This is a genomic window from Natranaeroarchaeum aerophilus (genome assembly GCF_023638055.1).
Lineage (GTDB): Archaea > Halobacteriota > Halobacteria > Halobacteriales > Natronoarchaeaceae > Natranaeroarchaeum > Natranaeroarchaeum aerophilum.
Genome location: NZ_JAKRVY010000006.1, coordinates 23485 through 48214, shown reverse-complemented (window position 1 = coordinate 48214; position 24730 = coordinate 23485). Strand labels below are relative to the sequence as shown.

General features: G+C 59.7%; 27 protein-coding genes, 1 tRNA gene and 1 pseudogene. 18 read left to right on the top strand and 11 right to left on the bottom strand.

Features of this window, described 5'->3' with window-relative positions:
• Window positions 1-19: 19 nt before the first annotated feature.
• From AArcSt11_RS11185 to AArcSt11_RS11175, 3 genes are all read right to left on the bottom strand, one after another.
• Window positions 20-643, bottom strand: a complete 624-nt coding sequence (locus AArcSt11_RS11185; protein ID WP_250597107.1) for a DsbA family oxidoreductase — start codon at window positions 641-643, stop codon at window positions 20-22.
• 96 nt (window positions 644-739) lie between these two features.
• Complete coding sequence (locus AArcSt11_RS11180) at window positions 740-1564, bottom strand: VOC family protein (protein WP_250597106.1); 825 nt, start codon at window positions 1562-1564, stop codon at window positions 740-742.
• A 92-nt stretch (window positions 1565-1656) separates the two neighbouring features.
• A complete protein-coding gene (locus tag AArcSt11_RS11175) occupies window positions 1657-2247 on the bottom strand; it encodes a 50S ribosomal protein L15e (RefSeq protein WP_238477414.1) in 591 nt (196 codons plus the stop codon).
• A gap of 313 nt (window positions 2248-2560) precedes the next feature.
• Here AArcSt11_RS11175 and AArcSt11_RS11170 point away from each other — a divergent pair, with 313 nt between their 5' ends.
• The 10 genes and pseudogenes from AArcSt11_RS11170 to AArcSt11_RS17085 form a co-directional block, all read left to right on the top strand.
• Window positions 2561-2752: a DUF1328 domain-containing protein gene (locus AArcSt11_RS11170; RefSeq protein WP_250597335.1), complete on the top strand. Its 192-nt coding sequence runs from the start codon at window positions 2561-2563 to the stop codon at window positions 2750-2752.
• Between the two features lie 31 nt (window positions 2753-2783).
• Window positions 2784-3923, top strand: a complete 1140-nt coding sequence (locus AArcSt11_RS11165; RefSeq protein ID WP_250597105.1) for a PTS fructose transporter subunit IIC — start codon at window positions 2784-2786, stop codon at window positions 3921-3923.
• A 40-nt stretch (window positions 3924-3963) separates the two neighbouring features.
• Entirely contained in the window at window positions 3964-4431 is a 468-nt protein-coding gene (locus AArcSt11_RS11160) for a PTS sugar transporter subunit IIA (protein ID WP_250597104.1), read from the top strand.
• Complete coding sequence (locus AArcSt11_RS11155) at window positions 4428-4700, top strand: HPr family phosphocarrier protein (RefSeq protein WP_254714823.1); 273 nt, start codon at window positions 4428-4430, stop codon at window positions 4698-4700. Before AArcSt11_RS11160 ends, AArcSt11_RS11155 begins: the two co-directional genes overlap by 4 nt.
• Complete coding sequence (gene ptsP / locus AArcSt11_RS11150; RefSeq protein WP_250597103.1) at window positions 4693-6381, top strand: phosphoenolpyruvate--protein phosphotransferase; 1689 nt, start codon at window positions 4693-4695, stop codon at window positions 6379-6381. Before AArcSt11_RS11155 ends, ptsP begins: the two co-directional genes overlap by 8 nt.
• Window positions 6378-6872, top strand: coding sequence for a PTS fructose transporter subunit IIB (locus AArcSt11_RS11145; protein ID WP_250597102.1), 495 nt, complete (start codon window positions 6378-6380; stop codon window positions 6870-6872). Before ptsP ends, AArcSt11_RS11145 begins: the two co-directional genes overlap by 4 nt.
• A gap of 367 nt (window positions 6873-7239) precedes the next feature.
• Window positions 7240-7728 carry a transcriptional regulator NrdR gene (gene nrdR / locus AArcSt11_RS11140; protein WP_250597101.1) on the top strand — a complete coding sequence of 163 codons (489 nt, stop codon included), beginning with the start codon at window positions 7240-7242 and terminating at the stop codon, window positions 7726-7728.
• Window positions 7729-7896: 168 nt separating this feature from the next.
• On the top strand, window positions 7897-8907 hold the full coding sequence (locus tag AArcSt11_RS11135; RefSeq protein WP_250597099.1) for a ribonucleotide-diphosphate reductase subunit beta: 1011 nt from the start codon (window positions 7897-7899) through the stop codon (window positions 8905-8907).
• Between the two features lie 2 nt (window positions 8908-8909).
• Complete coding sequence (locus AArcSt11_RS11130; RefSeq protein ID WP_250597097.1) at window positions 8910-10598, top strand: ribonucleoside-diphosphate reductase subunit alpha; 1689 nt, start codon at window positions 8910-8912, stop codon at window positions 10596-10598.
• Between the two features lie 37 nt (window positions 10599-10635).
• Window positions 10636-10848 (top strand): annotated as a pseudogene (locus AArcSt11_RS17085) (ribonucleotide-diphosphate reductase subunit beta); the annotation flags it as partial.
• 253 nt (window positions 10849-11101) lie between these two features.
• Here the strand turns inward: AArcSt11_RS17085 and AArcSt11_RS11125 are convergent.
• Complete coding sequence (locus tag AArcSt11_RS11125; protein WP_250597095.1) at window positions 11102-12010, bottom strand: serine/threonine-protein kinase RIO2; 909 nt, start codon at window positions 12008-12010, stop codon at window positions 11102-11104.
• Between the two features lie 256 nt (window positions 12011-12266).
• Window positions 12267-13637 carry a geranylgeranyl reductase family protein gene (locus AArcSt11_RS11120; RefSeq protein WP_250597093.1) on the bottom strand — a complete coding sequence of 457 codons (1371 nt, stop codon included), beginning with the start codon at window positions 13635-13637 and terminating at the stop codon, window positions 12267-12269.
• Window positions 13638-13742: 105 nt separating this feature from the next.
• Here AArcSt11_RS11120 and AArcSt11_RS11115 point away from each other — a divergent pair, with 105 nt between their 5' ends.
• The 6 genes from AArcSt11_RS11115 (at window position 13743) to AArcSt11_RS11090 (ending at window position 18722) form a co-directional block, all read left to right on the top strand.
• Window positions 13743-14132, top strand: coding sequence for an acyl-CoA thioesterase (locus AArcSt11_RS11115; protein ID WP_250597090.1), 390 nt, complete (start codon window positions 13743-13745; stop codon window positions 14130-14132).
• Window positions 14133-14232: 100 nt separating this feature from the next.
• A complete protein-coding gene (locus tag AArcSt11_RS11110; RefSeq protein ID WP_250597088.1) occupies window positions 14233-15084 on the top strand; it encodes a cupredoxin domain-containing protein in 852 nt (283 codons plus the stop codon).
• 47 nt (window positions 15085-15131) lie between these two features.
• On the top strand, window positions 15132-15467 hold the full coding sequence (locus tag AArcSt11_RS11105) for a 2Fe-2S iron-sulfur cluster-binding protein (protein WP_250597087.1): 336 nt from the start codon (window positions 15132-15134) through the stop codon (window positions 15465-15467).
• 3 nt (window positions 15468-15470) lie between these two features.
• The gene (locus AArcSt11_RS11100; RefSeq protein WP_250597086.1) at window positions 15471-15818 is read left to right on the top strand and encodes a DUF192 domain-containing protein; all 348 of its coding nucleotides are present in this window, start codon (window positions 15471-15473) and stop codon (window positions 15816-15818) included.
• A 306-nt stretch (window positions 15819-16124) separates the two neighbouring features.
• Window positions 16125-17633 (top strand): (R)-citramalate synthase, encoded by a 1509-nt coding sequence (locus tag AArcSt11_RS11095; RefSeq protein WP_250597330.1) that lies wholly within the window; start codon window positions 16125-16127, stop codon window positions 17631-17633.
• Window positions 17634-17747: 114 nt separating this feature from the next.
• Window positions 17748-18722: a polysaccharide deacetylase family protein gene (locus AArcSt11_RS11090; RefSeq protein ID WP_250597085.1), complete on the top strand. Its 975-nt coding sequence runs from the start codon at window positions 17748-17750 to the stop codon at window positions 18720-18722.
• 5 nt (window positions 18723-18727) lie between these two features.
• Here the strand turns inward: AArcSt11_RS11090 and AArcSt11_RS11085 are convergent, their stop codons facing one another.
• Window positions 18728-19819 (bottom strand): GNAT family N-acetyltransferase, encoded by a 1092-nt coding sequence (locus AArcSt11_RS11085; RefSeq protein WP_250597084.1) that lies wholly within the window; start codon window positions 19817-19819, stop codon window positions 18728-18730.
• Between the two features lie 120 nt (window positions 19820-19939).
• Between AArcSt11_RS11085 and AArcSt11_RS11080 the strand changes: the two genes are divergently transcribed.
• Window positions 19940-20893 (top strand): phosphatase PAP2 family protein, encoded by a 954-nt coding sequence (locus AArcSt11_RS11080; protein ID WP_250597083.1) that lies wholly within the window; start codon window positions 19940-19942, stop codon window positions 20891-20893.
• 9 nt (window positions 20894-20902) lie between these two features.
• Here the strand turns inward: AArcSt11_RS11080 and AArcSt11_RS11075 are convergent, their stop codons facing one another.
• The 3 genes from AArcSt11_RS11075 to AArcSt11_RS11065 form a co-directional block, all read right to left on the bottom strand.
• Entirely contained in the window at window positions 20903-21265 is a 363-nt protein-coding gene (locus AArcSt11_RS11075; protein ID WP_250597082.1) for a HalOD1 output domain-containing protein, read from the bottom strand.
• Entirely contained in the window at window positions 21249-21698 is a 450-nt protein-coding gene (locus AArcSt11_RS11070) for a DUF7344 domain-containing protein (protein WP_250597080.1), read from the bottom strand. The genes AArcSt11_RS11075 and AArcSt11_RS11070 overlap by 17 nt, the downstream gene beginning before the upstream one ends.
• Window positions 21699-22017: 319 nt before the next feature.
• Window positions 22018-22102 (bottom strand) — tRNA-Ser (locus AArcSt11_RS11065).
• 96 nt (window positions 22103-22198) lie between these two features.
• On the opposite strand from AArcSt11_RS11065, the gene AArcSt11_RS11060 reads away from it, so the two are divergent.
• Window positions 22199-23149 (top strand): AAA family ATPase, encoded by a 951-nt coding sequence (locus AArcSt11_RS11060; RefSeq protein WP_250597078.1) that lies wholly within the window; start codon window positions 22199-22201, stop codon window positions 23147-23149.
• A gap of 8 nt (window positions 23150-23157) precedes the next feature.
• Here AArcSt11_RS11060 and AArcSt11_RS11055 read toward each other — a convergent pair whose 3' ends face one another.
• Together AArcSt11_RS11055 and AArcSt11_RS11050 are read right to left on the bottom strand one after the other, a co-directional pair.
• Complete coding sequence (locus tag AArcSt11_RS11055) at window positions 23158-23724, bottom strand: SprT-like domain-containing protein (protein WP_250597076.1); 567 nt, start codon at window positions 23722-23724, stop codon at window positions 23158-23160.
• An 88-nt stretch (window positions 23725-23812) separates the two neighbouring features.
• The gene (locus tag AArcSt11_RS11050; protein ID WP_250597075.1) at window positions 23813-24703 is read right to left on the bottom strand and encodes an NAD-dependent epimerase/dehydratase family protein; all 891 of its coding nucleotides are present in this window, start codon (window positions 24701-24703) and stop codon (window positions 23813-23815) included.
• Window positions 24704-24730 lie beyond the last annotated feature (27 nt).

Sequence of the window (24730 nt, the reverse complement as noted above, 5' to 3'; positions counted from 1 at the left end):
CTGTACGACGAATAGCTGCCTAGACGCCCTCGATCAGCCGTTCTAGCTGTTCGGGCGGGACCGCACCGCGGGCGCTGTGGTCGTCGTACACGAAGGTCGGCACGCCGGTGACGCCACGCTGGTAGGCAGCCTCGAACTGCTCGGAGACCGTCCCAGCGAGCTCCTCGTCCTCGATCGCCGCCCGGATCTCGTCACCGTCGAGTTCGGCGTCCACGGCGATCCCGGCGAGCACGTCCGGGTCGCCGATGTCACGGCCATCCTCCCAGAGCGCTTCGAGAATCGCTATGTCGAACGCGAGCCATCGCTCGTATGGGTACTCCTGTTTCACGTGGTAGGATGCGATCTGGGCATTCAGCGAGTCGACGTCCCGCGAGAGATCAAGCGCCATGTCGGCGTCGTACCGCTCTGCGAGCCGCTGTACGTTCTGTTTTGCCTGCGCGAAGTACGCCTCGTCCTTGCCGTCGTCCACGCTCTCGTCGATCTCACCGTCCGGGCCGCGTTTCTGTGCCCGGAGATCGAACGGGTGCCAGTCGATCTCGATCGGCTCCTCCCGACCCGCCTGATAGCTGTCGAGTGATTTGCGTCCGAGATAGCAAAACGGGCAGACATAGTCGGAATAGATCGTGAGTCGGTCGTCGGTCATAGATGGGCTAGTGGCCTGTGCTACAAGAGAGTGACCCCCACCCGCGCGAACTACCGGTTTTCGACGCGGCTACTCCGGTCCGGTAGTTCGATGCAGCTACTTCGCGTCCCGGAATCGAACCTCAATCCCATCGGGATCTTCGATCGCCAGCGCGTCGTCGACCCACCGTGCTCCGGACAGATCGTCGGCGAGCCGCTCAACGACTGACTCGGGGACGACCACCTCGAAGTACTCCAGCCCGCAGTGGTCACCCACGGGCTCCTGTCGACCGTTCCAGCCGTTGATGCCGACGTGATGGTGGTAGTCCCCGGCGGCAAGGAAGGTGGCGTTCCCCGGAAAGGCAGCCGATATCTCGAACCCCACATCGTCGACGTAGAACGATCGGGCACGGTCCAGATCGGTCGTCTCCAGATGGACGTGACCGATGTCGGTCTCTTCGGGGACCGACCGGTCGGGATCGCCGTCGGGGAGCGCCCCGCGTTCCAGCGGGAGCGTGTCCATCGCGACACGCCCCGCCGAATCGCGCGACCACTCCGATTTCGGCCGGTCACAGTAGATCTCGACGCCGTTTCCCCCGGGGTCGGAGAGATAGAGTGCCTGACTGACCAGATGGTCGGACGCGCCATCGAGCACCCATTCACGTTCGATCCGCACGAGCGCGTCCGCAAGTGCAGCCTCGTCCGGAACGCGAACGGCGATGTGAAACAGCCCTGCGGCTTCGGATGGGCGCTCGGCCGCATCCGGATCACCGTCGAGTTCGAGGAGTACGTCGCCGCCAGCGCCGAGCGTGGCGTAGTCCGAGGAGCGATCCAGCGATTCCAGTCCCACTACGGTCTCGTAGAACTCGACGACGCGCTCCAGATCGTTCACACGGAGCCGGACTCGACCGATTGTCGTGTCGGCGGGGAGCGTACCGGTCATGATATACAGTTGGGACCGGATCAGCAAAAAGTCGACTGCAGAACCGTCTGCTGGGTACTCGGGAGACCAGAAAAATCGGCGTCGAAACGCGTCTACTTGCCGCGGTTGCGGTCGCCGCTGATCGATGGTTTCGTGTGCTCGGTACCCTTGCCACGACCCTGCTGGCCACGACCGCGCTGACCGGCGCTGGTCTTGCCACGGTAGGACCGACCCTGATGGGTATCGTCGCAGATCCAGTTGAGATCGTCGTCGTTCTGGATGGCGGGGTGGTTGGGGTCGATGAGGATTACCTCGAACCACTTCTGGCTGCCGTCCTCCCCGACCCAGTAACTGTTGAGGACGCGGAGGTTCTGGAACTTGCGGCCGGAGCGCTCCTCGGCGATCCGCTGGAGGTTCTTCCGGCGGGTGACGCGGTTGACGCCCTGTCGCTTGGTTCGGCGACCGGCCTTGTGTCGCACCTTGCGGGCCGATCCTTTGCGGACCGACACGCGGGCGACGACGACGCCCTGCTTGGCCTTGTAGCCGAGTTCGCGTGCTTTATCCAGACGGGTGGGTCGATCGACGCGCTCGATCGCTCCCTGATCCCGCCAGTCCTGTTTGCGCTGCCACTGGAGTTCGGCAAGTTTGCCGTCGCCCGGGTTCTTCCAGGCTTCCTTGATGTGTGAGTAGAAACTTCGTGCCATATGTTTCACCACGGGCGTTGGGTGGTTCAGCCGGGAGTCCGGCCACATTCCGTCCTGTCGATGACAGGTGCCCGCTGGTGCCCGTCGTCCAGCGAGTTACTTGGGGATACCGCTGTTCGGAGTTTAAGGCCTTCGAAAGCAGCTTCGATCCATCATCGAGCGTCGAGTAAGACGGGGTTTCGCCCGGTAATACCGTCGTGTGCTACTGAAAGCTCGCAGTACTGCTAATAGCAGTAACATTACAAAGAGGCCAATCATCCTACGAGAGTCTATGGCATATGCCAAGCTGTTCGGCTATACCGGCTGGGAGTCGATGATCGAGAGTGTTCAGTTCCTGCCGGTACAGCTGACCGGCGATTTCCTCCAGTGGGCGATCCTGTTTTTCGTCCTCGCGATCATCGCCGCTGCCGTTGGCGCACGCGGCATTGCAGGCGTCTCCATGGAGATTGCCCGGATCTTCATTCTGATCTTCCTCGTTCTGGCGATTATCTCGCTGTTGCTGTGAACCAGTAGGGGAGACCACTGGGTGATTAACCATGAGCACAAAAGACGATGCAGAAAGCGCACTTCGATCACACGTAACAAAAGTAAAAGAAGACCTCATGACCGGGGTCTCTTTTATGATACCGTTCGTAACTATCGGCGGTATCTTCCTTGCAGTCGGGTTTATGGTCGCCGAGCTGCCGTTTACCGCCGGCGATACCGAGACCCTTTTTGAGGAAACGGGGTCGCTGGGCTGGTATCTCGGGGAAATCGGCGTCCTCGGTCTGGAGATCATGATCCCAATTCTGGGCGCGTACATTGCGTACGCGATCGCTGATAAACCCGGTCTGGCACCCGGTTTTATCCTTGCCTACGCGATCCAGCAGCCACACATCGTCGAGGCTGCCGGTGAGACTGTTGGCTTTACCGCCGACGGTGCAACTGCGGGCTTCCTCGGTGCGATCGCCGCCGGTCTGCTAGCGGGATACGTTGCTCGCTGGATGAAAAGTTGGTCCGTTCCGTCGATGCTGAAGCCGATGATGCCGATTCTGGTCATTCCCGTGCTAACAGTGGCGTTGCTTGCGCCGCTGGTTGTCTTCGGGCTCGGCGTCCCGATTGCCATCGTCGACGACGCGCTGACGTCGACGCTCGATGGAATGCAGGGTGCTAACGCCGCATTGCTGGGCGTCATCCTCGGGGCGATGATGGCCTTCGACATGGGTGGCCCGGTCAACAAGGTTGCCTACGTCTTCGGCGTCGCACTGGTCGCAGACGGTATTACTGGTCCGATGGCTGCAGTGATGATCGCGGGGATGACCCCGCCGCTCGGACTGGCAGTATCGAACCTCGCGTTCCCGCACAAATACCCCGACGAGATGCGCGAGAACGCTATCGCCGCGATCCCGATGGGCCTCTCGTTCATCACCGAAGGGGCGATTCCCTACGCCGCTGCTGATCCGCTTCGCGTGATCCCGAGCATCATGGTCGGTAGCGCCACGGCAGCAGCGACCGCGCTGACCCTCGGCGTCGGTATGCCTGCACCGCACGGCGGCATCTTCGTGGTCGTGCTGGCCGAGAACGTGCTTGGCTTCCTCGGTGCGATCGTGCTGGGTACTGTTGTGACCGCTGCGATGGTCACGCTGCTCAAGCCAGACCAGGCCGCTGTCGACTCCGTCGAAGCAACTGCAGACTGATCACGCTAACGTCTTTTATTACCCAACCCGAAGACAAACTATGACAACTGAAGGTGGCCACAAACCGTTGACGACTGATCTGATCGCCCTGGACGGTGCACCGACTATCAAAGAGCCGTGTATCGAATTCCTGCTCGATCTGGCCGTTGATGCCGGGCGAGTCACGGATCGAGAACAGGCACTGGAGGATCTTCTGGCACGTGAGGAGGATGCAACGACCGGTGTCGGCATGGGTATCGGTATCCCCCATGCAAAAAGCGCAGGCGTCGAGTCTCCAACGATCGCGTTCACTCGAGTCGATGACGGCATCGACTTCGATGCGATGGACGACGAGCCCGCCACGCTGATCTTCATGCTCCTCGTGCCCGAGGAGGGTGGTGAAGAACACCTCTCGATGCTCAGTTCGCTCTCCCGATCACTGATGCATGAGGAGAACCGTGACGCTCTCCACGAGGCAGAATCCCCAGAGCGTGTCGAAGAGATCATTCTGGAGGCGATCAACAAATGATCGAACGCACCGTCACAATCGTTCCCGAGGACGGCCTTCACGCCCGCCCGGCCTCGAAGTTCGTCGAAACGGCAAACGAGTACGACAGCGAAATCACCGTCAAGCCAGAGGGGGGCGACGCCGTCAACGCGGCGAGTATGCTCGCCGTCACCGGACTGGGTGCAAAGTCCGGCGACGAAGTTCTCCTCACGGCGGATGGTCCGGACGAAGAAGACGCGATCGAGGCGGTTGCGAAGGTACTCACAACACCGGAATCCGAGTATGAGTAAAACACTTCCAGGCGTCGGCGTCACGCCACTCTCCGGGCTCGGCCAGGCGCGGTGGTACCGTCCCGACGAGCGCCCGGACCCGGAATCGATCGAGGCCGGTGAGCCCGACGCCGAACTGAAACGGTTCGCGGACGCACAGGAGCAGGCACGCGAGGAACTCGAAACCGAGCGCGAACAGACGGCAGAACGCGTCGGCGAGGAGGAAGCCGCAGTCTTCGACGCACACCTTCAGTTCCTCGACGATCCACAGATCACCGACGGCGTCGAAGCGGCGATCGACGACGGCGCGGCCGCAGAGGCGGGTGTCGCCCGTGCATTCGGTAGTGCTATCGAGCAGTTCGAGGGGATGGAGGGGATGATGGCAGAACGAGCGGACGACATGCGAGATATCCGCGACCGTCTGCTCCGGATTCTCTCCGGCGGCGAGCGGATGGATCTGGCTACACTCCCCGAAGGGACCGTGCTGCTCGCAGAACGGCTCACGCCGAGCGATACAGCACAGCTCGATCCCGACCGCGTGGCAGGGTTCGCAACCGCAACCGGTGGACGAACCTCCCACGCCGCAATCTTCGCGCGGTCGCTCGGGATTCCGGCCGTCGTCGGCGTCGGCGAGGACCTGCTGGAGATCGATGAGGGTGCAGACGTCGCAGTAGACGCCACGAACGATGACGTCATCGTCGATCCGGACGAGGAGACTCGCAAGCGAGTCACTGCCGGACGAGACGTCGAGATCCGCACGGAGCCCGTCGAGACTGCAGATGGCGTCGAAATCGAGGTCGCTGCAAACCTCGGGACGACCGCCGAACTCGACGGGGCCGTCGAACAGGGCGCGGACGGGATCGGCCTCTACCGAACCGAGTTCCTGTTTCTCGACCGGGAGCAGCCGCCAGACGAAGACGAGCAGTTCGAATCCTACGCGGAGGCGCTCGAAGCCTTCCCGGAAGGACGCGTCGTGGTTCGGACCCTCGATGTCGGCGGCGACAAGCCGATCCCGTATCTCGATGCCGAAGACGAGGAGAACCCGTTCCTTGGCCATCGTGGAATCCGACGCTCGCTGGAGGACGACAGCAATCTGTTCGAGACCCAGCTTCGTGCACTCTTGCGTGCGGCTGCAGAGGGAGACGGCCGGTTGTCGGTGATGTTTCCCCTGGTCTCGACCGTCGACGAACTCGATGGTGCGCTTGACGCCGTCGATGCCGCTGCCGAGTCACTGTCGGCCGACGATATCGAGTACGAGCGACCGGAGCTCGGGGTGATGATCGAGACTCCAGGTGCGGTACTGATGGCGGATGAACTCGCCGAACGAGTCGACTTCTTCAGCATCGGGACGAACGACCTCGCACAGTATGTCATGGCCGCCTCGCGCGAGAACGACGCCGTGGCCCATCTGCACGATCCGCTACACCCCGCCGTGTTACGAGCGATCGACCGGAGCGTCGACGCCGCTCACGACAACGATACGTGGATCGGGATGTGTGGCGAAATGGCGGGAGATCCCACGGCAACGGAACTACTCGTCGGGCTGGGACTCGACGAGCTCAGCATGAGTGCAGTGACGATCCCGGAGGTCAAAGCGAAGGTTGCGGAAACTGATACGCAAGCGGCTCGGGAGCTCGCAGAACGGGCAGTGAGCGCCAGTACTATCTCCGAAATACGTGAACTACTAACTGATACATCATGAAATTCGTAGCAGTCACAGCCTGTCCGACCGGTATCGCGCACAGCCAGATGGGTGCAGAGAACCTGGAAAACACCGCAACGAAGCGCGGTCACGAGATCGACGTCGAGGTACAGGGTGCGATGGGGACCGAAAACGAGCTATCGGCAGAGGCCATCGAGGCAGCCGACGCAGTGATCATCGCAGCGGACACGTCCGTCAGCCAGGATCGCTTCGAGGGGAAACCCCTCGTCAAGTCCAATATCAAAGGCGCGGTAAACGATGCCGACGGCCTGATCGACGAGGCAATCGAGAAAGCCGGTGGGGACATAGGCGGCGAGACCGAGGAACAGATCGACGAGTCGACTGCCGAAGACTCCGAGGACCCGGACACCGAAGACCACGAGGAGCCAACCCCGGAAACGTCGGAGTCTGACCAGACAGCCGTCGATGACTCGTCGGACCGCGAGAAAAGCGGCGGGCTACTCGGCAAGCTCAAGAGCATCTTCTCCTGAGCGGTCATCCGGTTTCGAAACCGCTCTTTTTTGTGGAGACGGCACGGAACCCACACTCATTTATCCTTCACTGACCGGTGTGTCCGGCCAACTTCTCGACGTGTGAGGGCGTACAGGCTGCCGGTAATAGTCACGGAGAATGAAACCGTTCTCATGTCTGGTGGCTAGCTCAGATGCAGTAGTTGTGACTGGGTTACTCGATGTATATGATCCCAACTACCCACACGTCACTAAACAAGTTTAGTTGTATTATACCAATCTCATTAGGAAAGTTTTATGTGATAGTCACCACCACCAGATATTGCGGCTAAAATAGAGAGCCCCCACATATGGGGTTAAGAGCCTGGAGGATTAATTAGTGACAACTATGGACTGCCCGGACTGCGGGAACGAGCAAACACGCGTCATCGATACAGGGACCAGTGCCGACAGAACCTCCGTCAGACGGCGCCGCGAGTGTCAACGCTGTTCGTTCCGCTTTACGACGTACGAACGTCCGGAGTGGGAGTCCCTCCAGGTGAAAAAACGCGGCGGAACCATCGAATCGTTCGACCGGCAGAAACTCCGCGCAGGGATTGAGCGAGCCGTTGAGAAGCGTGATGTGACCGAGACAACAGTGACTTCTCTCGTCGACGATATCGAGAGCGAACTACAAGACCGAGAGGCACGTATCGTCTCTTCGAGTCTCATCGGCGAACTCGTCTCTGAGAACCTCCGTGCGCTCGATAAGGTCGCTTACATTCGATTTGTCTCTGTTTATAAAACATTCTCCGAGCCGCAGGAATTCCTGAGAGAACTTGATGCAGTCCTGGATTCAGAACTTGACGACTTCGAAGCCCCAGACGAACCACAATGATACAAACACACGTAGATCAAGCAGATGTTCGGTCAATCCTTGACCGGACGAGCATAGATCATAAACAGACGTACAGAAAGCGACACAGGTGCATTCGAACGCACCGAACCAACCAACGACGGGGACAGAAGCCAACCTGCAGAGGACGATTCCTCCGGGTACGTGACAATGACTGAAAACAAAACCACAGGCGGAGATACGGAGACCGACATTTTCTCGGAACGAACACAGCTAAAACCGTATGAGTACACCGATTTCCTCGACTACAAGGATGCGATACGGAACAGCTACTGGGTTCACACGGAATTCAACTTTTCAGGGGACGTTCAAGATTTCAAGGTCAATACAACTCGTGCCGAGAAGACCGTCATCAAACGGACGATGTTGGCTATCGCACAGATCGAGGTGCAGGTAAAGACATTCTGGTCAGATATCTACGAAGAGATGCCCAAAGCAGAAATAGGCAGTGTCGGCATGACCTTTGCAGAGAGTGAAGTGCGACACATGGACGCTTACAGTCACCTGCTCGATGTGTTAGGGATTACAGACGATTTCGAGCAGGTGACTGCAGTGCCGGCTGTAAAAAACAGAATAGAGTATCTCGATGAATGTCTGGGAAGTACTCACAGTGACGACAAAGAAGAATATGTGATGAGCATCCTTCTGTTCAGTACGTTCGTCGAGCATGTCTCACTGTTCAGTCAGTTCCTGATAATGACAAGCTTCGACAAGTACGAGAAGAAATTCAAGGGAATATCCAACGCTGTCGAAGCAACCAGTAAAGAAGAACAGATCCACGGGCTGTTCGGAGTGGAGCTGGTAGATACGATCAGAGAAGAGAACCCAGAGCTGTTCGATGATGAATTCGAGGCGGATATCCAAGAGGCCTGTAAGCAGGCCTACGAGGCGGAGATGGATATACTGGATTGGATATTCAGTGAGGGAGAACTGGAATTCCTTCCCAGAGAGTGGATAGACGAGTTTTTGAAAGACCGATTCAACCAGAGTCTGGAGAATGTCGGAGTAGATCCAATGTTCGAGACAAATGATGACCTACTTGACGAAACTCGCTGGTTCGATGAGGATATTATGATGACGAAGGACAACGACTTCTTCAGCAAGCGATCGACCACCTACAACAAACACACGCAGAGCGTTACAGCCGAGGAGATGTTCTGACAATGGCGCAAACAGAGCTCACACAGGTCAGAGAACAGCACAAAGAACCGTTCTACTGGTTGAATGAGGACAGCAAAGAGTTCCTCAGAGAAGGATACCTGGTTGAAGGTGTTGAACCGAAGGAAAGAGTCAGACAGATAGCAGAAAACGCTGAAGAGATCTTGGATGAAGAGGGCTTCGCAGACAGGTTCTACGACTACATGAGTAGAGGGTTCTACAGTCTCGCAAGCCCGATCTGGGCGAACTTTGGACTGGACAGAGGTCTCCCTATCAGCTGCTTCGGCAGCTACATGGAAGACGATATGGAGAGTATTCTCTACACGCATGCCGAAGTCGGTGAAATGACCAAGTTGGGCGGAGGCACAAGCGGATACTTCGGTGAAATACGGCCAAGAGGCAGCCCAATAACGAACAACGGAAAGAGCAATGGGAGTTATAGTTTCACAGAACTGTTCGATACTGCTATCAATGTGGTGAGTCAGGGTGAAACTCGAAGAGGTCAGTTTGCAGGGTATATCGATGTTGAACATGATGATCTCGAAGAATGGCTCAACATCAAGACCGAGGGTGACCCGATACAGGATATTTTCTACGGTGTCATCATCGGTGATGAATGGTTCCAGGAGATGATCGATGGTGATGAAGAAAAGAGAGAGACGTGGGCAAAGATCATCGAGACACGAATCAATATCGGCGTCCCCTATATTATTTTTAGAGGCAACATGAATGAGGGGAAGCCACAGGTCTACAAAGACAAGAACTACGAGATAAACGCATCCAACCTGTGTACCGAGATAGCACTACCTGCCACACCGGATGAGAGCTTCGTCTGCTGTCTCTCAAGTATGAATGCTCTCCACTACGACGAGTGGAAGGACACGGATGCAGTTGAAACTCTGACGCGCTTCCTTGATGCCGTGATGGAGGAATTCATCCAGAAAGCAGAAGGGACACAGTTCATGGAACGGGCTGTGCGGTTTGCAAAAAGACACAGAGCAATAGGAATCGGCGTCCTCGGTTGGCACAGTTACCTCCAGAGCAACATGATCCCTTTCGACAGCATGGAGGCAATGCAGAAAAACGAAGAGATATTCCGGACGATCAGAGAGAAAAGTTACGAGGCGAGCAAAGAGCTTGCCGATCAGTTCGGTGAACCAGAGGTACTTGAGGGATATGGCAGGCGCAACACGACGACGATGAGTGTGGCTCCGACGAAATCGAGCAGTGTCATTCTGGGCCAGGTCAGTCCGAGTATTGAACCGCTAAAGTCGAACTACTTCGTGAGAGATGGAGCAAAACTCAAATCGACTCAAAAGAACAGATTCCTTCAAGCAATACTGAAAAGGCAAGGTAAAGACAAGAGAGAAGTCTGGGACAGTATCGCGAATAAAGATGGTAGCGTGCAGCATCTCGATTGTCTGACGGACGAACAAAAAGAAGTCTTCAAGACATTCGCTGAGATACCACAGATGGCAATCATTAACCAGGCAGCGCAGAGACAGAAACACATAGATCAGGCACAGAGCCTGAACATCTCGATTGATCCAAGTGAAGTGAGCGTCAAAGAGATCAATCAACTCTACATAGAGGCCTGGAAGAAAGGAGTGAAAAGTCTCTACTATCAGAACAGCGTGAATGCTGCACAGAAATTCAGCCGAAATATTCTCGAATGCAAGGCCTGTGAGAGTTGATCACCCATCGGCCGGTATGATAGAATAGTCCGTCTACATTCTTGGCACGAGTGCCAGGCAGTTCGCCGAGTACGTCGAACACATCACCGACTGGCACCCTGAACAACTCGACTTATTTGAACAGTACGGCACTGACAATTCGTTTCCGTGGATGTCCGAGCAAGTCGACCTGTACAGGGGGAAGAATTTCGTCGAGACGCAGGTAACTGAATGCCAGAGCGGGGGTAGCGCTCGACCACGTTCCGTATAGCAACGTGGTCCCCTGGCTGTCTTCGAAGCATAGCTGTATCTCCTGACGGAGGAGACCTTACTGCGTCTCTTGAGGTTGTTCCCAACTAGTGCCAACAGAGCAATCGCGACGGGCTGTCTTTCAAACTATCGCACCAGCCAGATAGTTTTGATATAGCTCCATATAGTTTACTGGTGGATAGTTGCCACCCTTACGATGGACGGTCAAACTCCAGGAGGGGCGTCGATTCCTGCCCGTAGTGCGGCGAACGACGTCAGAACGTGTGAGTTTCGACCCGGTCGAACTCGTTATTCTCGATTGAATCGGCCAACGCCGGCACGTCGTACTCCTCGACGTGCTGGGGATACTTGCGGCGGAAGTAATTCACGATGTTGTCGACATCCCGTTCGAGGAACTCCTCGGCGTTCTCGTGGTCGGCCGGGATCGCCTGAGGCCAGTCGAAGATTGTGATTCCGTCAGTGCCGACGAAGACGTTGTACTCGCTCATGTCCGCATGAACCCACCCCTCGCGGTAGGCCGTCTGCATCTCGCGGAGGACGAGATCCAGAACTGGGAGTACCTGTTTGTCTTCCAGCCCTGTGCGCGAGAGCTCGACACCGTCGATCTTCTCCATCACGATTGCGTGGCGGTTGTGATCGATTGGGCGAGGCACGGAGACATCCGGATACAGGGTTTCGAGCGCCTCGTACTCGCGTTCCGCTGCCTTCCGTGCGGTGTAGAGCCAGGAGACGTGCTGACGATCCGAGGTGTAGTCACGTTCTTTCATCACCTCACGGAAGTTTGTATACCCCTCACGGTGGAACTTCAGTGCCATTGGCTCGTAGGACTGAACCTCGAACACGTCGCTTTCCTTTCCGACGCCGAGCGACGCCCCGAATCCGGTGATCGTCTCTCGCTCGGCGAACGTCCGCAACGCCAGCGCATCGTAGCCCTCGAACGTGAGCGTGTACCCCTCGTACTGGATCGTCTTCCGTTCGATCAATCCCCGGTCGAGACAGCGATCAAGTCGGTACTCGACCTCCTCGGGAGTGAGATCCGCAAAGTCCGGGAGCTTCTCGCGCGATACCCACTCGGAAAACCGCATTCCCTGTTCGACTCCCGACAGGAGATAGAAGTCCTCGGGGTCGAGCTCCGGGAGGATCCCGGCGACGTTCTGTACCATAGGGAGACGTATCGCCTGCGCGTGCATAAGCACCATGCGTTGGTCCATACGTAGCTAATAAATCATATGCTGCGATATAGAATTGGAACACTGCCAATATTCTTCTTTTGGAAATATAGCGACACTGTATATCGGAAAGACGATTCGATCAGACAATAGACGTGGTATTTTTGCTCCTCTGGGAACGGAATACCTTCTACAACGAGCGATTGCGGACCACGAGTCGGCAGCGGAGACAGGTCTCGAAAAACGACGGTCAGTACTTTGGCTCTGCGCCGGTCGTCTCGTATACCTCGTCCATCAGTTCGTCACGACGACCCTGCCAGGCGTCGAAGCCCTCGGGTGAGGATGGGTAATCATCGTAATGTTCCAGTAACTTGTCGGCAAGTCCTTTGGTCTGGTAGAGTTTGTAGATGCTTCCCCAGTGACCAAAGCTCCTGTAGGCGGTCTTGAGCTTCACGGACAGCGGGATCGACGTCGATCCGGAGTACAGCGATTCGGCGATCTGTTGTCCCGGTAGGGCCGCCAGCAGACTCGTTAGCTCGTCGAGTTCGCCGCCCGTGATGTGGATGTTGTAGACGTCGAGTGCGGCGTAGCGTCCGCCGAAGTGATCCATCACGCGCTCGTTGTACTCCCACAGGGCGTCCTCGGTCGGGCCGCCGTTCGAGAGCGCGTCGACGATGGTTTCGGCGGCGTACTGGCCGGCGTAGGCCGCACCGGCGATCCCCCCACCAGTCGTCGGATTAACGTGGGCGGCGGCATCGCCGACCGCGACGTAGCCCGGCGCAACCGCGGAGTCGTAAGGACGTCGGGTTGGGAGCGATGCGCCGAGTTTGTCCTCGACTTCTGCGCCCTCGAACTCCTCGCGGTTCTCCAGATCGTCTTTGAGATCCTCGACCAGCGTCATCGGTTCCTCGTTCATCTGGAAGCCCAGTCCGACGTTGATCTCGGTATCGGTGCGCGGGAAGTACCAGAGATAGCCCGCGGCACGCTCGGTCGGCTTGAACACCAGCGCGTCGTCCCACTCGACGGGTTCCTGAACGTGGACGATCTCACGGTAGGCCGAACAGAACTGCGAGTATCTGACGTTCGTATCGAACGTCGCGTCGTCGAGTTCGGCGAAGTCCTGGAGTATCGACAGCGCGCCCGCGGCGTCGACGACGACCTCGGCCTCGTAGGTTCGTGGCTCTCCCTTCCGGGCCGTCTCGATGCCCGTCACACGACCCTCATCATCCTGATTAACATCCTTGACGACGGTGTCGTAGTGAAGGTCGGCACCGGCTTCTTCCGCGCCCTCGATAAGCAGACGACCGAACTCCCAGCGGTCGATCACGGCGAGCTCCCCCGGCACCGGGATCTCCAGCACCTCGTCTTCCTGTGGAATCTCGAAGCGGCCGTGGTCGACTTCGGTGTTGGTGAAGGCCGGCTCGATTTTCGAGCGCGGAATCGAGTCGGGGAAGTTTGATGCCCCTTTCAGCGCGTCACCGCAGGCGATGTGTCCCGCTTCCTCGCTATCTTTGCGGTCGACGATGACGACGTCGAGTCCGGCGTTTGCGGCGGTCGCAGCAGCGTAACAGCCCGAAGTCCCCGCGCCGACGACAACGACGTCGTACTCCGATGTGGTCATAAAGACGGGTCGTATCCCCACGGTCAAAACGTTTTACTTGTCGGATACACTCGTCCGGTGCCGTCGACGACAACCTATTTGTTCCAAACTGGCCTCTCCGGAGACGTGAGCGACTACGAGTACACGACGACGATCGAAAAACGGTACAACGATTTCGACACTTACGGCCACGTCAACAACGCGGTGTATGTCACGTATCTCGAATCGGCGCGGATCAAGTTCTTCCGGGATGTGATCGGTGATCGTGACGTCTCAACGGTGATCGCCCACGTCGAAGTCGATTACGAGTCGCCCATCCTCGTCGACCACGAGGTCACGGTCGCCGTGCGCGTCGCCGAGTTCGGCACGACGAGTGTGACACTGGACTACGAGATCCGTGCCGATGGCGAACGCGCGGCGACAGCCCGGACGACCCAGGTGATTCTTGACGAGGATGGCGATCCCCGACCGGTGCCCGAGGAGTGGGCGGAGCGGCTCGCCCTCGATGTCACGTAGTGGGCTCCAACCCCGTCGGCGGGCCAGTCCGTGTTGTACGGCCCGGCTCTCCAGTGATTGAAATATCAATATTTTAATACACGCCACGCGTACAGATCCTATGCGACGACGAATACTTTTGAGTGTAGTTGCCGGTGCGATCGGGACGGCCTCGGCCGGCTGTCTGGATGCTATCGATACCGGCGGCAACAACGAGGAGGATGCAACCAACGCCGTCGAAGGGTTTTACGACGGGGTCGTCGACGACGATGAGGCCCAGATCGAGGCGAATTACTGGGGAGACATCGACCGCGTTCGACAGGAGGCGGGTGTAGGGATCCACCCGATCGGCGTTGGCTACAGCGAAGTAACGGCTGTGAATCTACAGACGATCGAGGGGCACTCGCTGGAGGAGTTCCTGTCGTTCCGGACCGGGCAATCGGGCGGCCAGCTGGACGAAGAACTCGACCGCTGGGAGGAAGGCATTCCGACGTATCTGGAGGATATCGGTGTCGATAGCTATCAGCTCGTCTACGTCGAGGCCAATACCGAGGTGTTCGGCGAGACCGAACTGGAGACCGATTACCTGTTCGTCGTCGAATCCGACGGTGAGTGGTACGTTGCGGACATGCCCGCCACGAATGACGTGTCGCTCTTTCACGTAGGGATGCAGGCGATGGCGTTCGAGCCGGAACACCTGACTGTCGAGGTTGGACGCGAGGTCGTCTGGCGGAACACTGCTGCTCGTGCCCATACCGTCACAGCCGTCTCCGTTCCGGAGGGGGCCGCGTATTTTGCGTCCGGGGGCTCCGCCTCCTACGAGGACGCCGAGGCAGCCTATCACGACGACTTCATCGGTTCGCTCGATCCGGGTGACGAGTACAGCCACACGTTCGCGGTTCCCGGAACCTACGAATACGAATCGATCCCGTTCGCGGGTGAGGCGACAGGGACAATCGTCGTGGAGGAGTGATCCAGGGGAATAAAGAGTTTTATCGGGTTCGTTCGTAGCAGGGGAGTATGACCGAGCACACCGTCGAGTTCGTGGGCCGCGACGAGTCGATTACGGTATCGGAGACGGAGACGATTCTCAGCCGCTGTCTCGAAGAGGGGATCGCACAGGAGTACTCCTGTCGCGTCGGGATGTGTCTGGCCTGCACGGCGGAAATCGTCGAGGGTGAGGTAACCCAGCCCGCTGCCAGAGGTTTTACAGAGGCCGAGGCCGAGAACTACGCGCTGACCTGCATGGCCCGTCCGCAGTCGGACGTCAAACTCGATCGCGGGAAGTACCCGCCGAGCATCGACGAGGACGTCGCCGCCGAAGCAGGCGCGGGCGACGCCGCTGCCGACGACTGAGCCGTGCGGGTACGCCACGAGAGCGAGGGCGGTTCTGCAGTACTGGCCTCGACCGTCGACCGCGCAACCGGGGTTCTCTCACGAGGCCGGGGACTCATGTTCCGGCGATCGATCCCCGACGACTACGCGCTGGTGTTCGAGTTCGACGGCGTCGCCTCGCGCAGTCTCCATATGCTCTTTGTCCCCTTCCCGATTGACGCCATCTGGATCGCCGGTGGCGAGGTCACGCGGGTCGAGACGCTGTCGGCGTGGACTGGCCTGGGGAAAGCGAAGGCTGATCTGGTGATCGAGTTGCCAGCGGGTGCTGCGGCTGACGTCTCCGTCGGTGACCGAGTCTCAGTGCTCGAATAATCGCCCAGCGGACAATACTACAACTTTCGAAGTATAATACTTCAATTTACGAAGTTAGTCGTATCCGCCGTTGCTGGGACCATGTCGGGGCGGGACGACGGGATGCTGTGGAACCGTGAGGTTTATCAGCCGTGTGCGCTTGTATCACGATGGATATGACACGAGAGGACTCCTCTCAGTCGGATTCCGAGGATAGAGGAAGTCGGGGCAACCCGGCTGGGCGCGAAATTCTCGGGGACGAGTGACCAACACGTGAACCCTGGAGATTCGCGCGGCTTCTTCGGCGGCGACCCCGCCACGAATCCGCTGTACGACGACGAGACAGATGTATCGCTCCTTGATACGACGCTACGCGACGGCGAGCAAGCGCCGGGCATCTCGCTGACGCCCGACGAGAAAGCTGACATCGCCCGAGCGCTGGATCGTGCGCAGGTCGACGTCATCGAGGCAGGTAGCGCCTGCACCGGCGAGGGCGAGCGCCGTACCATCAAACAGGTAACCGACCTCGATCTGGACGCGACGATCACCAGCTTCGCCCGTGGCGTGCAGAACGATATCGACCTCGCGCTCGACTGTGACGTCGACGGCGTCACTATCGTCGTGCCGGGAAGCGATCGCCACATCGAAACGAAAGTAAACACGACCCGCGAGGAAGTGATTGCCGACACGGCCGAACTGGTCGAGTACGCGCGCGATCACGGCCTCTGGACCGAGGTGATCGGCGAGGACGGCAGCCGTGCGGATCTCGGATTCCTCGAAGAGCTCATGGCGACGGCCTTCGACGCCGGGGCGACCCGCGTCTGCTACGCGGACACCGTGGGTCACGCCGGGCCGGAACGATCCTACGAGATCGTCTCCACGCTCGCGGAGTACGGCCCGGTCAGTGCTCACACCCACGACGATCTCGGGATGGGCCTGACGAACGCGCTGGCGAGCGTCGCGGCTGGCGCGGATCTGGTTCACGGCACTGTCAACGGGCTGGGCGAACGTGCGGGCAACGTCGCGCTCGAAGAGGTCGCGATCGCGCTCGATCACAGCTACGGGATCGAGACGGTTGATACGACGCAGCTGTACAGCCTCGGACAGGCCGTCGCACAGGCCACGGGCGTCCAGCTCCCGCCGAACAAGGCGGTGACCGGCGAGAACGCCTTCACCCACGAGAGCGGCATCCACACCGACGGGACGCTCAAGGACGACCGGATGTACGAGCCCTATCCACCGGAGAAGGTCGGCCGAGAGCGCCGGATCGTGCTCGGCAAACACACCGGTCGCGCCGGAGCACGCGCCGCGCTCGAAGAACACGGCGTCGAGGTCGACGACGAGGAGCTTACCCGGGTCGTCAAGCGCATCAAGGAGATCGGCGACCGCGGCAAGCGCGTCACGGACGCCGACCTGCTCGCGATCGCGGAAGACGTCAAGGGGACCGACCGGGAACGCCGCGTCGAGGTGCTCGATCTCACTGCCGCGAGTGGGGGCGGCATCCCAACAGCGAGTGTTCGGCTGCGGGTCGACGACGAGGAACGCGTCGCCTCGGGCACCGGCAGCGGGCCGGTCGATGCCGCCGTGACAGCGGTTCGCGAGGCGATCGGCCAGGTCGCAAACGTCTCACTGGACTCCTACGAGGTCGATGCGATCACCGGCGGCACGGACGCCGTCGTCACGGTCGAAGTCGAGATGAGCCGGGGCGACCACTCGGTAACTGTCGCAAAAAGCGATACCGACATCACCTCCGCGTCGGTCAGCGCAATGGTCGATGCGATGGATCGGCTCCTGACTGTGCCGGGCGAGGAGCCGGACGTGCTGGCCGACGACTGAACTACGGCACCGACTCCGTTTTCTTCGATTGGCAAGCCAGTCAGGCCCGTCAGATCGGTCAATCTTCGCCGTAGGGGCCGACTACTATTATCTGGATAGTCGTCTGTTGAGACGATGGCTGCAACTCTCACCATCAGCATCGAACTCGAACTCGGCTGGGGCGTCCACGATATCGACGAGTGGGGCCACCTCAGCGATCGCGGCCGGGCGGAACGGGAGTATCTCCACACACTGCTCGATCTCTGTGACGAAGCCGAGGTGCCGATCACCTTCGACGTGGTCGGGCACCTGTTCTCTACTTCGTGTGACGGCGACCACGGTGGTCCAGCGCCCGAGGGGTGGTTCGACGCCGATCCTGGAACCGACGTCGCGACCGATCCGCTGTTTTACGCCCCCGATATGATAGAGGCGATCCGCTCTCGATCTGTCGGTCACGAACTCTGCACACACACATTCTCGCATCTTCCGGCCGCAAAAGCGACCGACGCAGAGATGGCACGCGATCTCGCACTCGCACAGCGCCAGCACGAAGACTCTCTGGGAGAGCAAACACCGTCGCTCGTCCCCCCTCGTCATTACGTCCCATCCGCCAACGTGATGCAGGAGGCTGGGATCGAAATCGTCCGTGAGAGTCTCCCAACTGGGACCACCGGTATCCGGCGGGCAACGGAACTGCTCTTTGCGCCACCGCCAGCGATCGAGCCGACAATCCAGGACGGCATCGTCAGAACCTACTGCTCGACGCCCGCCACGCTGACAGCGCCGGCGCTTCCGTCGGGCCAGCGATCCACCCATCCCGTGTTCCGACCGCTTCCCGTGCGCCTGCGCCAGCGACTTCACGCTCGTGCGCTCGATCAGGCGACCGGTCCTGCGATCCGCGAGGACGGGCATCTCCACCTGTGGTGTCACCTGTACGACCTCGCGAACGACGCGCAGTTCGAGCCCATCGCCGCCTATCTCCGCCGCCTCGGCGATCTCGCCGACAGAGAACTGGTTGAGATCGTTCCGATGGCGACGCTCAACGAACGCCTTCGCAGTCGTTACGACAGCGCCGCGAGATCCGTGACAGCAAGCGACCAGGAGTCGTAGCCCACTTAACTCGTGTCCTGCTCGGCAAACGTGATCGACCAGTTAGCGAGCGTCTGCGCCGGGCGAACTGACGCCGGCCAGCTGTCGGCCTCACGTGTGGCCGGGCGAGCGACGAGCGTCGTCGGCGAACTCACCGCGGACAGCGGGAGCCGCGTGTCCGAGAGGAAGCCAAACGCGGTACAGACGTGTTTCGGGAGGGTCTGAGGTGCCAGGATCGCATCTGCGTCGGGATGATCGTCGATCACGGTTGCGAGCAGCGCTGCCGTCGTATCGTCTGCTGGTGTCACCGGGACCACATCGGTGAGTCGGACGTGTCCTGGCTCCGTGGCCTTCCTGCCTACGACAGCCCCAGCGACCGGTTCGCTGCTCTCGTGGACGAGATAGTATCTGTAGATCCAGTCCGGGTTGTCGAAACGCCAGTTCCAGAACTGCTCGTCCCTGAGAACGTGTATTTCGTCCGGAGCGGCGTCTCGGTACAGCGTCAGTAACGCATCGACCGGGGCCTGATCGTGTTTCGAGACGGTCGTCCCGCTCGGTGGCTTCGTCAACGCGTCCCTGATTCCGAGATACGCTCGCTGGACGGTCCGCACGACTGCACCCCCGAACCGCTCCGCCGTCGATCCGTTTCCAACGCGCCTCGGGAGTCGATGGAGCCGATATCGCGTGGCGATGTGTCCGATCGGCTTCCAGCCCAACTTCTCGTAGCCCCCCTGGGAGTGCCAGTTTGGAAAGTTGAAAAACAGCGCAGCTTCGTGATCGGCGTATCGCTCGATGGCACGCGCGGTCATCCGCGTGAACAGTCCCTGACGCCGGTGATCGGGATGGACCATGGTGTCACAGGGTTGTAACGCAAGCTCACGATTAGCCGTGACCTGCAGCGCCAGCGCGAGAAACGGCCGGGCACCGACGATCCGGTCGTGGCCGTTCGTCGCAACGATGATCGGCACGTGATCCACGTACGGGTTCTCCCGATACTTCCAGTCGAACCACTCTGTGCCCTGTTCGGCACCGAACACAGTCTCGTACAGCTCGCGGAACGAAGCTCTGTCCCCCGACTCGAACTCCCGTATGGTGTATGACGTACTCCGTTGTGTCATTGTTCCGAACTACGTCCACCGCGAACGAAAACGTACGTGTGGACCCGGACAGGCGACGGTCGACCGGTTAGCCATCAGGTCTATATTTGCAGACCCGTTTTCGTACGAGTACAGACTGGTATGTCCCTCTATACTGTTCTCTGGGATGAAGCGAGCAACGAACTCGCCCGCGAGGCTGTCGGGCCGACAGCGCCTGCGTTCGACCTGATCACGCATCTCGGCGACGGGGCGTTGCTGGTCGTCCTCGGCGTTCTCATCTACTGGTTCGGCGCGCCGGACAACCGCCGGGATCGGGCGTTCGTGATCGCGGTCGGCATCGCCGCGCTTGCCCTGTCGGCCGGACTCAAAGGGATCTTCCAGATCCCCCGCCCCGAGTTGGCGTTCTCCCCCGAGGCCTATCCGGGCTACACCTTCCCGAGCGCCCACGCGATGGGTGCAGCAGCGTTTTACGGTGCACTCGCCGTGACAATGGAGTGGGGTCGTCGTCGGATCAGATACGTTCTTGCCGGAGGGATCATCGGCCTTATCGCCCTCTCGCGGGTCGTCATGGGCGTCCACTACGTCGGTGACGTCCTCGTCGGCGTCGCGCTCGGTCTCGCGCTCGTTGCCGTCGGCATCTGGCTGGCACGGGAGGGTGTGTTCGATCCTGGACCCACCTTTGTGCTCGCGGCCGGAATTGCGGTCGGGGCGCTCTTGCTGGGTTCGCGGCAGTTCGTCTCGCTCACCCTCGGAGCCTCGCTGGGTGGCACTATCGGCTGGTACTACGTTCGGGATCGACGGACTACTGATACCGGTGCAGCGGTGCTGGCGATCGGGGTACTCGCACTCGTCGGAATTCTGCTCTTGCGCGTGATCTCCGAGTTCCTCGGGATCTCCGTGCCCAGCATCGCATTTAGCCCGCTGGTCATTGGAATCGAGATCATCGGATTCACGTTGCTGACGGCGGTTACACTCGTACTTCCTGCGTTCGCCATTCGGATCGAGGATCGACCGACAGTACAGCGCTTACAGCGGGCGCTACCCTTCCGCGGACGTCGGTTCGAGGCCGAGGACACCCCACTCGGTGACGATTGAGGTACTCATTTACGAGAGATCGGCTTCTGCCGGTTCGTACACCTGAACCCAGCCATCGCTCCGCACCTTCACGAGATATCCGGTATACTGAAACTCGACGGTGCCGACACCCTGGCGCGAATTCTCGGTAACGTCCGGGCCAAAGAACGCCGCTTCGATCGCTGGCACGTCTACCGACTCGTACAGCGGTGGCGATTTTATTTCGCCGGGGGAGCGGTCTTCGGCTTCCGCAATCGCGTAGACAATAACAGTCGTGAGCTCTCTTTTCCCGTCAGGTCTGTAGTGCCGCTGTGCTACCTGCGACCAGTGGGTGTTGGCCTCCGAGGGTGGGTCGTCGTCGCTCATGGTACCGCCGCTAATTTCCTTCGTCATGCATCTCACTCCGTGCGTGTGCTTCCTGATTGGCGTCGACGCTGGCACCGATCCCTTCGAGCGCGGTAAGGACCTGTTCGGTGTGCTCAGCGGGTGTGATCGTTTCCATGGCATCATCGAACGCAATCACGCCCTCGTCAACCAGCTTCGGGACGTGTGCGTGGTACAGCGACACACTCACCGCCTCACGCTCGCGCTCGCTTACCTCGTGTTCAGGGATGTCGTTCTCCCACGCCGCGATCTTCGTCGCCAGCTCCGTCAGTGACCATTCGGTATCTTCGAGCAGTGTGTAGCAGAGATACCGACGTCGGGGATGGCCCAGTGCCTCGTACGCGGGGTCGATTTCCAGGACGTCAGGCGGCAGTGATCGGCCATCAGGCGATGTGGACGTATCGGACCGCGTCTTCTCGTTCGGGTCTGGTTCGCCAGCCATGAGGGAATCAGGCGATACAGGAGTATAACACTTCCCCAAAGCCACCTTAGAGAGGCTCTATCCCCAGTTACGTCTATTTGTGTGCCAGCAGGTTGCGTATCGGCAGCTATGGTTTCGACGCTCACGAGTGCGAGGGACACGGAGGTCTCTCACCGGTCGTTGCGTCGATAGAAGCGCCGAGGAGGAGATTTGAACAACGCGAAGACGGTCGCTCCCCCCGGTCGCGCTGCGTCTTCTCTCATTCAAATCTCCACGTGACCGTTTACACTCAGCAGAGGCGAGCGACACAGCGGTCGCTCGCCGTGTTGCTTCGTGAAAACGCCGAGGAGGAGATTTGAACTCCTGTGTCCGGATGGACAGTTGCTCTCGAAGCAACCGCCTTGGCCAGGCTAGGCTACCTCGGCTCAATCATTACTTCCCGGCCGCACAGTTTATCGGTTTCGGTTCGGGCGTCGAGTGGCATCGGTACACATATGTGGGGCGACTGTCCCTACCAAACCATGGACGTAGCTGAAGCGAGCGAGGAGTGTGAAGCCGTCCTCGACTCCATTTCTGGTGCTGTCATCGCTGATCGTGAGTTTCTCGAAACCGTACTGCTCGGCGTCGTCTCCCGCGGGCACGTCCTGCTGGAAGACGTTCCGGGGACCGGAAAGACGCTCACCGCGAACAGCTTTGCGTCGGCGCTTGGACTCTCTTTCTCCCGGGTCCAGTTCACTCCCGATCTGCTGCCGACCGACGTGACGGGGACCCACATCTTCAACGAGCAGGAAGGCACGTTCGAGTTCAGCAAAGGACCGATCTTCGCGAACGTGGTGCTGGCCGACGAAATCAATCGTGCACCGCCGAAAACGCAGGCCGCCCTGCTCGAAGCGATGGGTGAGGGCCAGGTCACCGTCGACGGCGACACCCACGAGCTACCGGATCCGTTTTTCGTCATTGCGACACAGAACCCGGTCGATCAGGAAGGGACGTTTCCGCTCCCCGAGGCGCAGGTCGACCGCTTCCTCGTCAAGAGCTCGATCGGCTACCCCGAGGCAGCGGGCGAGGAGGAACTCCTGCACCGCCGCCTCGGGCGCGTCGAGCAAGTGCCGAGCGTCGAGCGTGCGATCTCCGAGAAAGCGGTCTCGGAACTCCGTGAGGTACCCGAAACCGTCCAGGTAACCGACGATATTGTCTCCTACCTCGTCGAAATCGTCGGACGGACCCGTGCATTACGCCAGGTCTCGGTCGGCGTCTCACCACGCGGGACCCAGAGCCTGCTTGAGGCATCACGCGCTCGCGCCGCGATGGTGGGCCGTGACTACGTGACGCCCGACGATGTGGCCGAAATCGCGAAACCGGTGCTGGCCCACCGCCTCGTCCTGACGCCCGAGGCGAAAGTCGACGGCGTCTCGAAGGGCGCACTCGTCGACGACGTGCTCGACGCCGTTCCCGTGCCGACGGTCGAGTAGCGACCGGGTTACCAATCGTCGCCGATCTGTTCTCGTTCCCGTTCGTAGCCAGCCGCCGTCCGCCACGACCGACCGGTAGCGACGTGTTCGACGCGATACCGCTCGCCACACACCCCACAGCGTCGTGTGTTCGGCTCGGTTACGGTCACCGACGCGCGAAACCGGTCTGCCGACCAGTCACAGTCCTCGTCGGTACAGACGAGTCGAAGTCGTGGCTCGCTGAACGGGCTACAGTGTCGCGGTGCATCGATTTCCTCAGCTTTGTTCCGAAATCGCTCGCCGTGACCGGACGCGCCAAATTGCTGGAACTCCCAGGCGTGGACGAGTTCGTGGCGGATGACGTCGGTTATCTCCTCCCAGCCGTGCTCTCGGTAGGCGTCCCAGGCGAGCCTGATCGTGACGTCTCCGCTATCGCTATCGTACCGACAGGAACCGGCGCGACGCCTGGCCCGATGAGATACTGTCCACTGGACCGCGCCGAGATCGACGTCGATCGGGATGTCCTGGGCATACGCCCGTGCTCGATCCAGAACGTCGGCTTCGGACCCTTCAGCCTGGTCTGTCTCCGAGTGCATATGAGTTTGAGCTACGGTTGGTGTTCACTGTGCTTAGTTTCAGGGAACGAAACGCGGGTGCCAGTGCAACGGAACCCGAGCCGGTCCCTCAGACGTCGAACGACGGTGCTGAAATATTCTCGTCTTCGGCAGTCTTCCAGGACTGTTCTGGTTCCCAGCCCAGCGTCGCCGTCGCCTTCGCGTTCGTGTAGGCGGACTCGTCACCCTCCAGCCTGCACTCTTCGGGAAGCGAGCCGTATCCCGCCTCGATCGCATCGGCCGTGTCGACCCCGAGGAAGTTGTCGGGACCAAACACGTTGTACACTTCGTGCCCCTCTGGAGCCTCGTCAATCGCCGCCTCAACGAAGGAAACGACGTCCCGGACGTCGACGTAGGACCAGAAGTTCCCGAATCTGCCCGCACTCTCGAAGTCGAACGCCTCCCTGATCGACGTGATCTGATAGCGACCCGGATACTGGATCCACGTCGGCCGCATCGTCGTGACCGCCACGTCGAACGCGTTGGCAACTCGCTCTGCAGCGGCTTCGCCAGCCAGTTTCGAGGTCTCGTAGCCGTTCCAGGGGGCGACGGGATGCTCTTCATCGACGGGGAGATACTCGGGGAGTTTTGGCTCCGGCCAGTGAGTTCCATAGACTGTCTCGCTCGACGCCCAGACGACGTCCGCCCCGGCACGCCCAGCCGCTTCCAGTACATGAAACGTACTCACGGCGTTGTTCTCGTAGACGTCGCCGCCGGCGTGGTTCTCCTCGTGAGGAATATTTCCAAAGTGGACGACGGTCGACGGATCGGCGTCAACGATCGTCTCCCAGACCGGCCCCTGCTGGGTCAGATCCACCTTCTGAAAGCTTACCCCTTCGATCCCCGTCGTCGCCGGAAGTCGCTGATCAAGCGCAACGACCTCGTAGTCGGCTCTGAGCCGATCGACGATCCATTTTCCTGCTCCTCCGAGTGCGCCTGTAACGACGATAGTCTCCATCATACCGGACTATTGTGCTCTATGTGTATA

Bases quoted from the DNA above. Each gene is read 5' to 3' on its own strand.
- AArcSt11_RS11185 (WP_250597107.1), bottom strand. From the start codon at position 643: ATGACCGACGACCGACTCACGATCTATTCCGACTATGTCTGCCCGTTT.
- AArcSt11_RS11180 (WP_250597106.1), bottom strand. From the start codon at position 1,564: ATGACCGGTACGCTCCCCGCCGACACGACAATCGGTCGAGTCCGGCTC.
- AArcSt11_RS11175 (WP_238477414.1), bottom strand. From the start codon at position 2,247: ATGGCACGAAGTTTCTACTCACACATCAAGGAAGCCTGGAAGAACCCG.
- AArcSt11_RS11170 (WP_250597335.1), top strand. From the start codon at position 2,561: ATGATCGAGAGTGTTCAGTTCCTGCCGGTACAGCTGACCGGCGATTTC.
- AArcSt11_RS11165 (WP_250597105.1), top strand. From the start codon at position 2,784: ATGAGCACAAAAGACGATGCAGAAAGCGCACTTCGATCACACGTAACA.
- AArcSt11_RS11160 (WP_250597104.1), top strand. From the start codon at position 3,964: ATGACAACTGAAGGTGGCCACAAACCGTTGACGACTGATCTGATCGCC.
- AArcSt11_RS11155 (WP_254714823.1), top strand. From the start codon at position 4,428: ATGATCGAACGCACCGTCACAATCGTTCCCGAGGACGGCCTTCACGCC.
- ptsP (WP_250597103.1), top strand. From the start codon at position 4,693: ATGAGTAAAACACTTCCAGGCGTCGGCGTCACGCCACTCTCCGGGCTC.
- AArcSt11_RS11145 (WP_250597102.1), top strand. From the start codon at position 6,378: ATGAAATTCGTAGCAGTCACAGCCTGTCCGACCGGTATCGCGCACAGC.
- nrdR (WP_250597101.1), top strand. From the start codon at position 7,240: ATGGACTGCCCGGACTGCGGGAACGAGCAAACACGCGTCATCGATACA.
- AArcSt11_RS11135 (WP_250597099.1), top strand. From the start codon at position 7,897: ATGACTGAAAACAAAACCACAGGCGGAGATACGGAGACCGACATTTTC.
- AArcSt11_RS11130 (WP_250597097.1), top strand. From the start codon at position 8,910: ATGGCGCAAACAGAGCTCACACAGGTCAGAGAACAGCACAAAGAACCG.
- AArcSt11_RS11125 (WP_250597095.1), bottom strand. From the start codon at position 12,010: ATGGTACAGAACGTCGCCGGGATCCTCCCGGAGCTCGACCCCGAGGAC.
- AArcSt11_RS11120 (WP_250597093.1), bottom strand. From the start codon at position 13,637: ATGACCACATCGGAGTACGACGTCGTTGTCGTCGGCGCGGGGACTTCG.
- AArcSt11_RS11110 (WP_250597088.1), top strand. From the start codon at position 14,233: ATGCGACGACGAATACTTTTGAGTGTAGTTGCCGGTGCGATCGGGACG.
- AArcSt11_RS11105 (WP_250597087.1), top strand. From the start codon at position 15,132: ATGACCGAGCACACCGTCGAGTTCGTGGGCCGCGACGAGTCGATTACG.
- AArcSt11_RS11090 (WP_250597085.1), top strand. From the start codon at position 17,748: ATGGCTGCAACTCTCACCATCAGCATCGAACTCGAACTCGGCTGGGGC.
- AArcSt11_RS11085 (WP_250597084.1), bottom strand. From the start codon at position 19,819: ATGACACAACGGAGTACGTCATACACCATACGGGAGTTCGAGTCGGGG.
- AArcSt11_RS11080 (WP_250597083.1), top strand. From the start codon at position 19,940: ATGTCCCTCTATACTGTTCTCTGGGATGAAGCGAGCAACGAACTCGCC.
- AArcSt11_RS11075 (WP_250597082.1), bottom strand. From the start codon at position 21,265: ATGACGAAGGAAATTAGCGGCGGTACCATGAGCGACGACGACCCACCC.
- AArcSt11_RS11070 (WP_250597080.1), bottom strand. From the start codon at position 21,698: ATGGCTGGCGAACCAGACCCGAACGAGAAGACGCGGTCCGATACGTCC.
- AArcSt11_RS11060 (WP_250597078.1), top strand. From the start codon at position 22,199: ATGGACGTAGCTGAAGCGAGCGAGGAGTGTGAAGCCGTCCTCGACTCC.
- AArcSt11_RS11055 (WP_250597076.1), bottom strand. From the start codon at position 23,724: ATGCACTCGGAGACAGACCAGGCTGAAGGGTCCGAAGCCGACGTTCTG.
- AArcSt11_RS11050 (WP_250597075.1), bottom strand. From the start codon at position 24,703: ATGATGGAGACTATCGTCGTTACAGGCGCACTCGGAGGAGCAGGAAAA.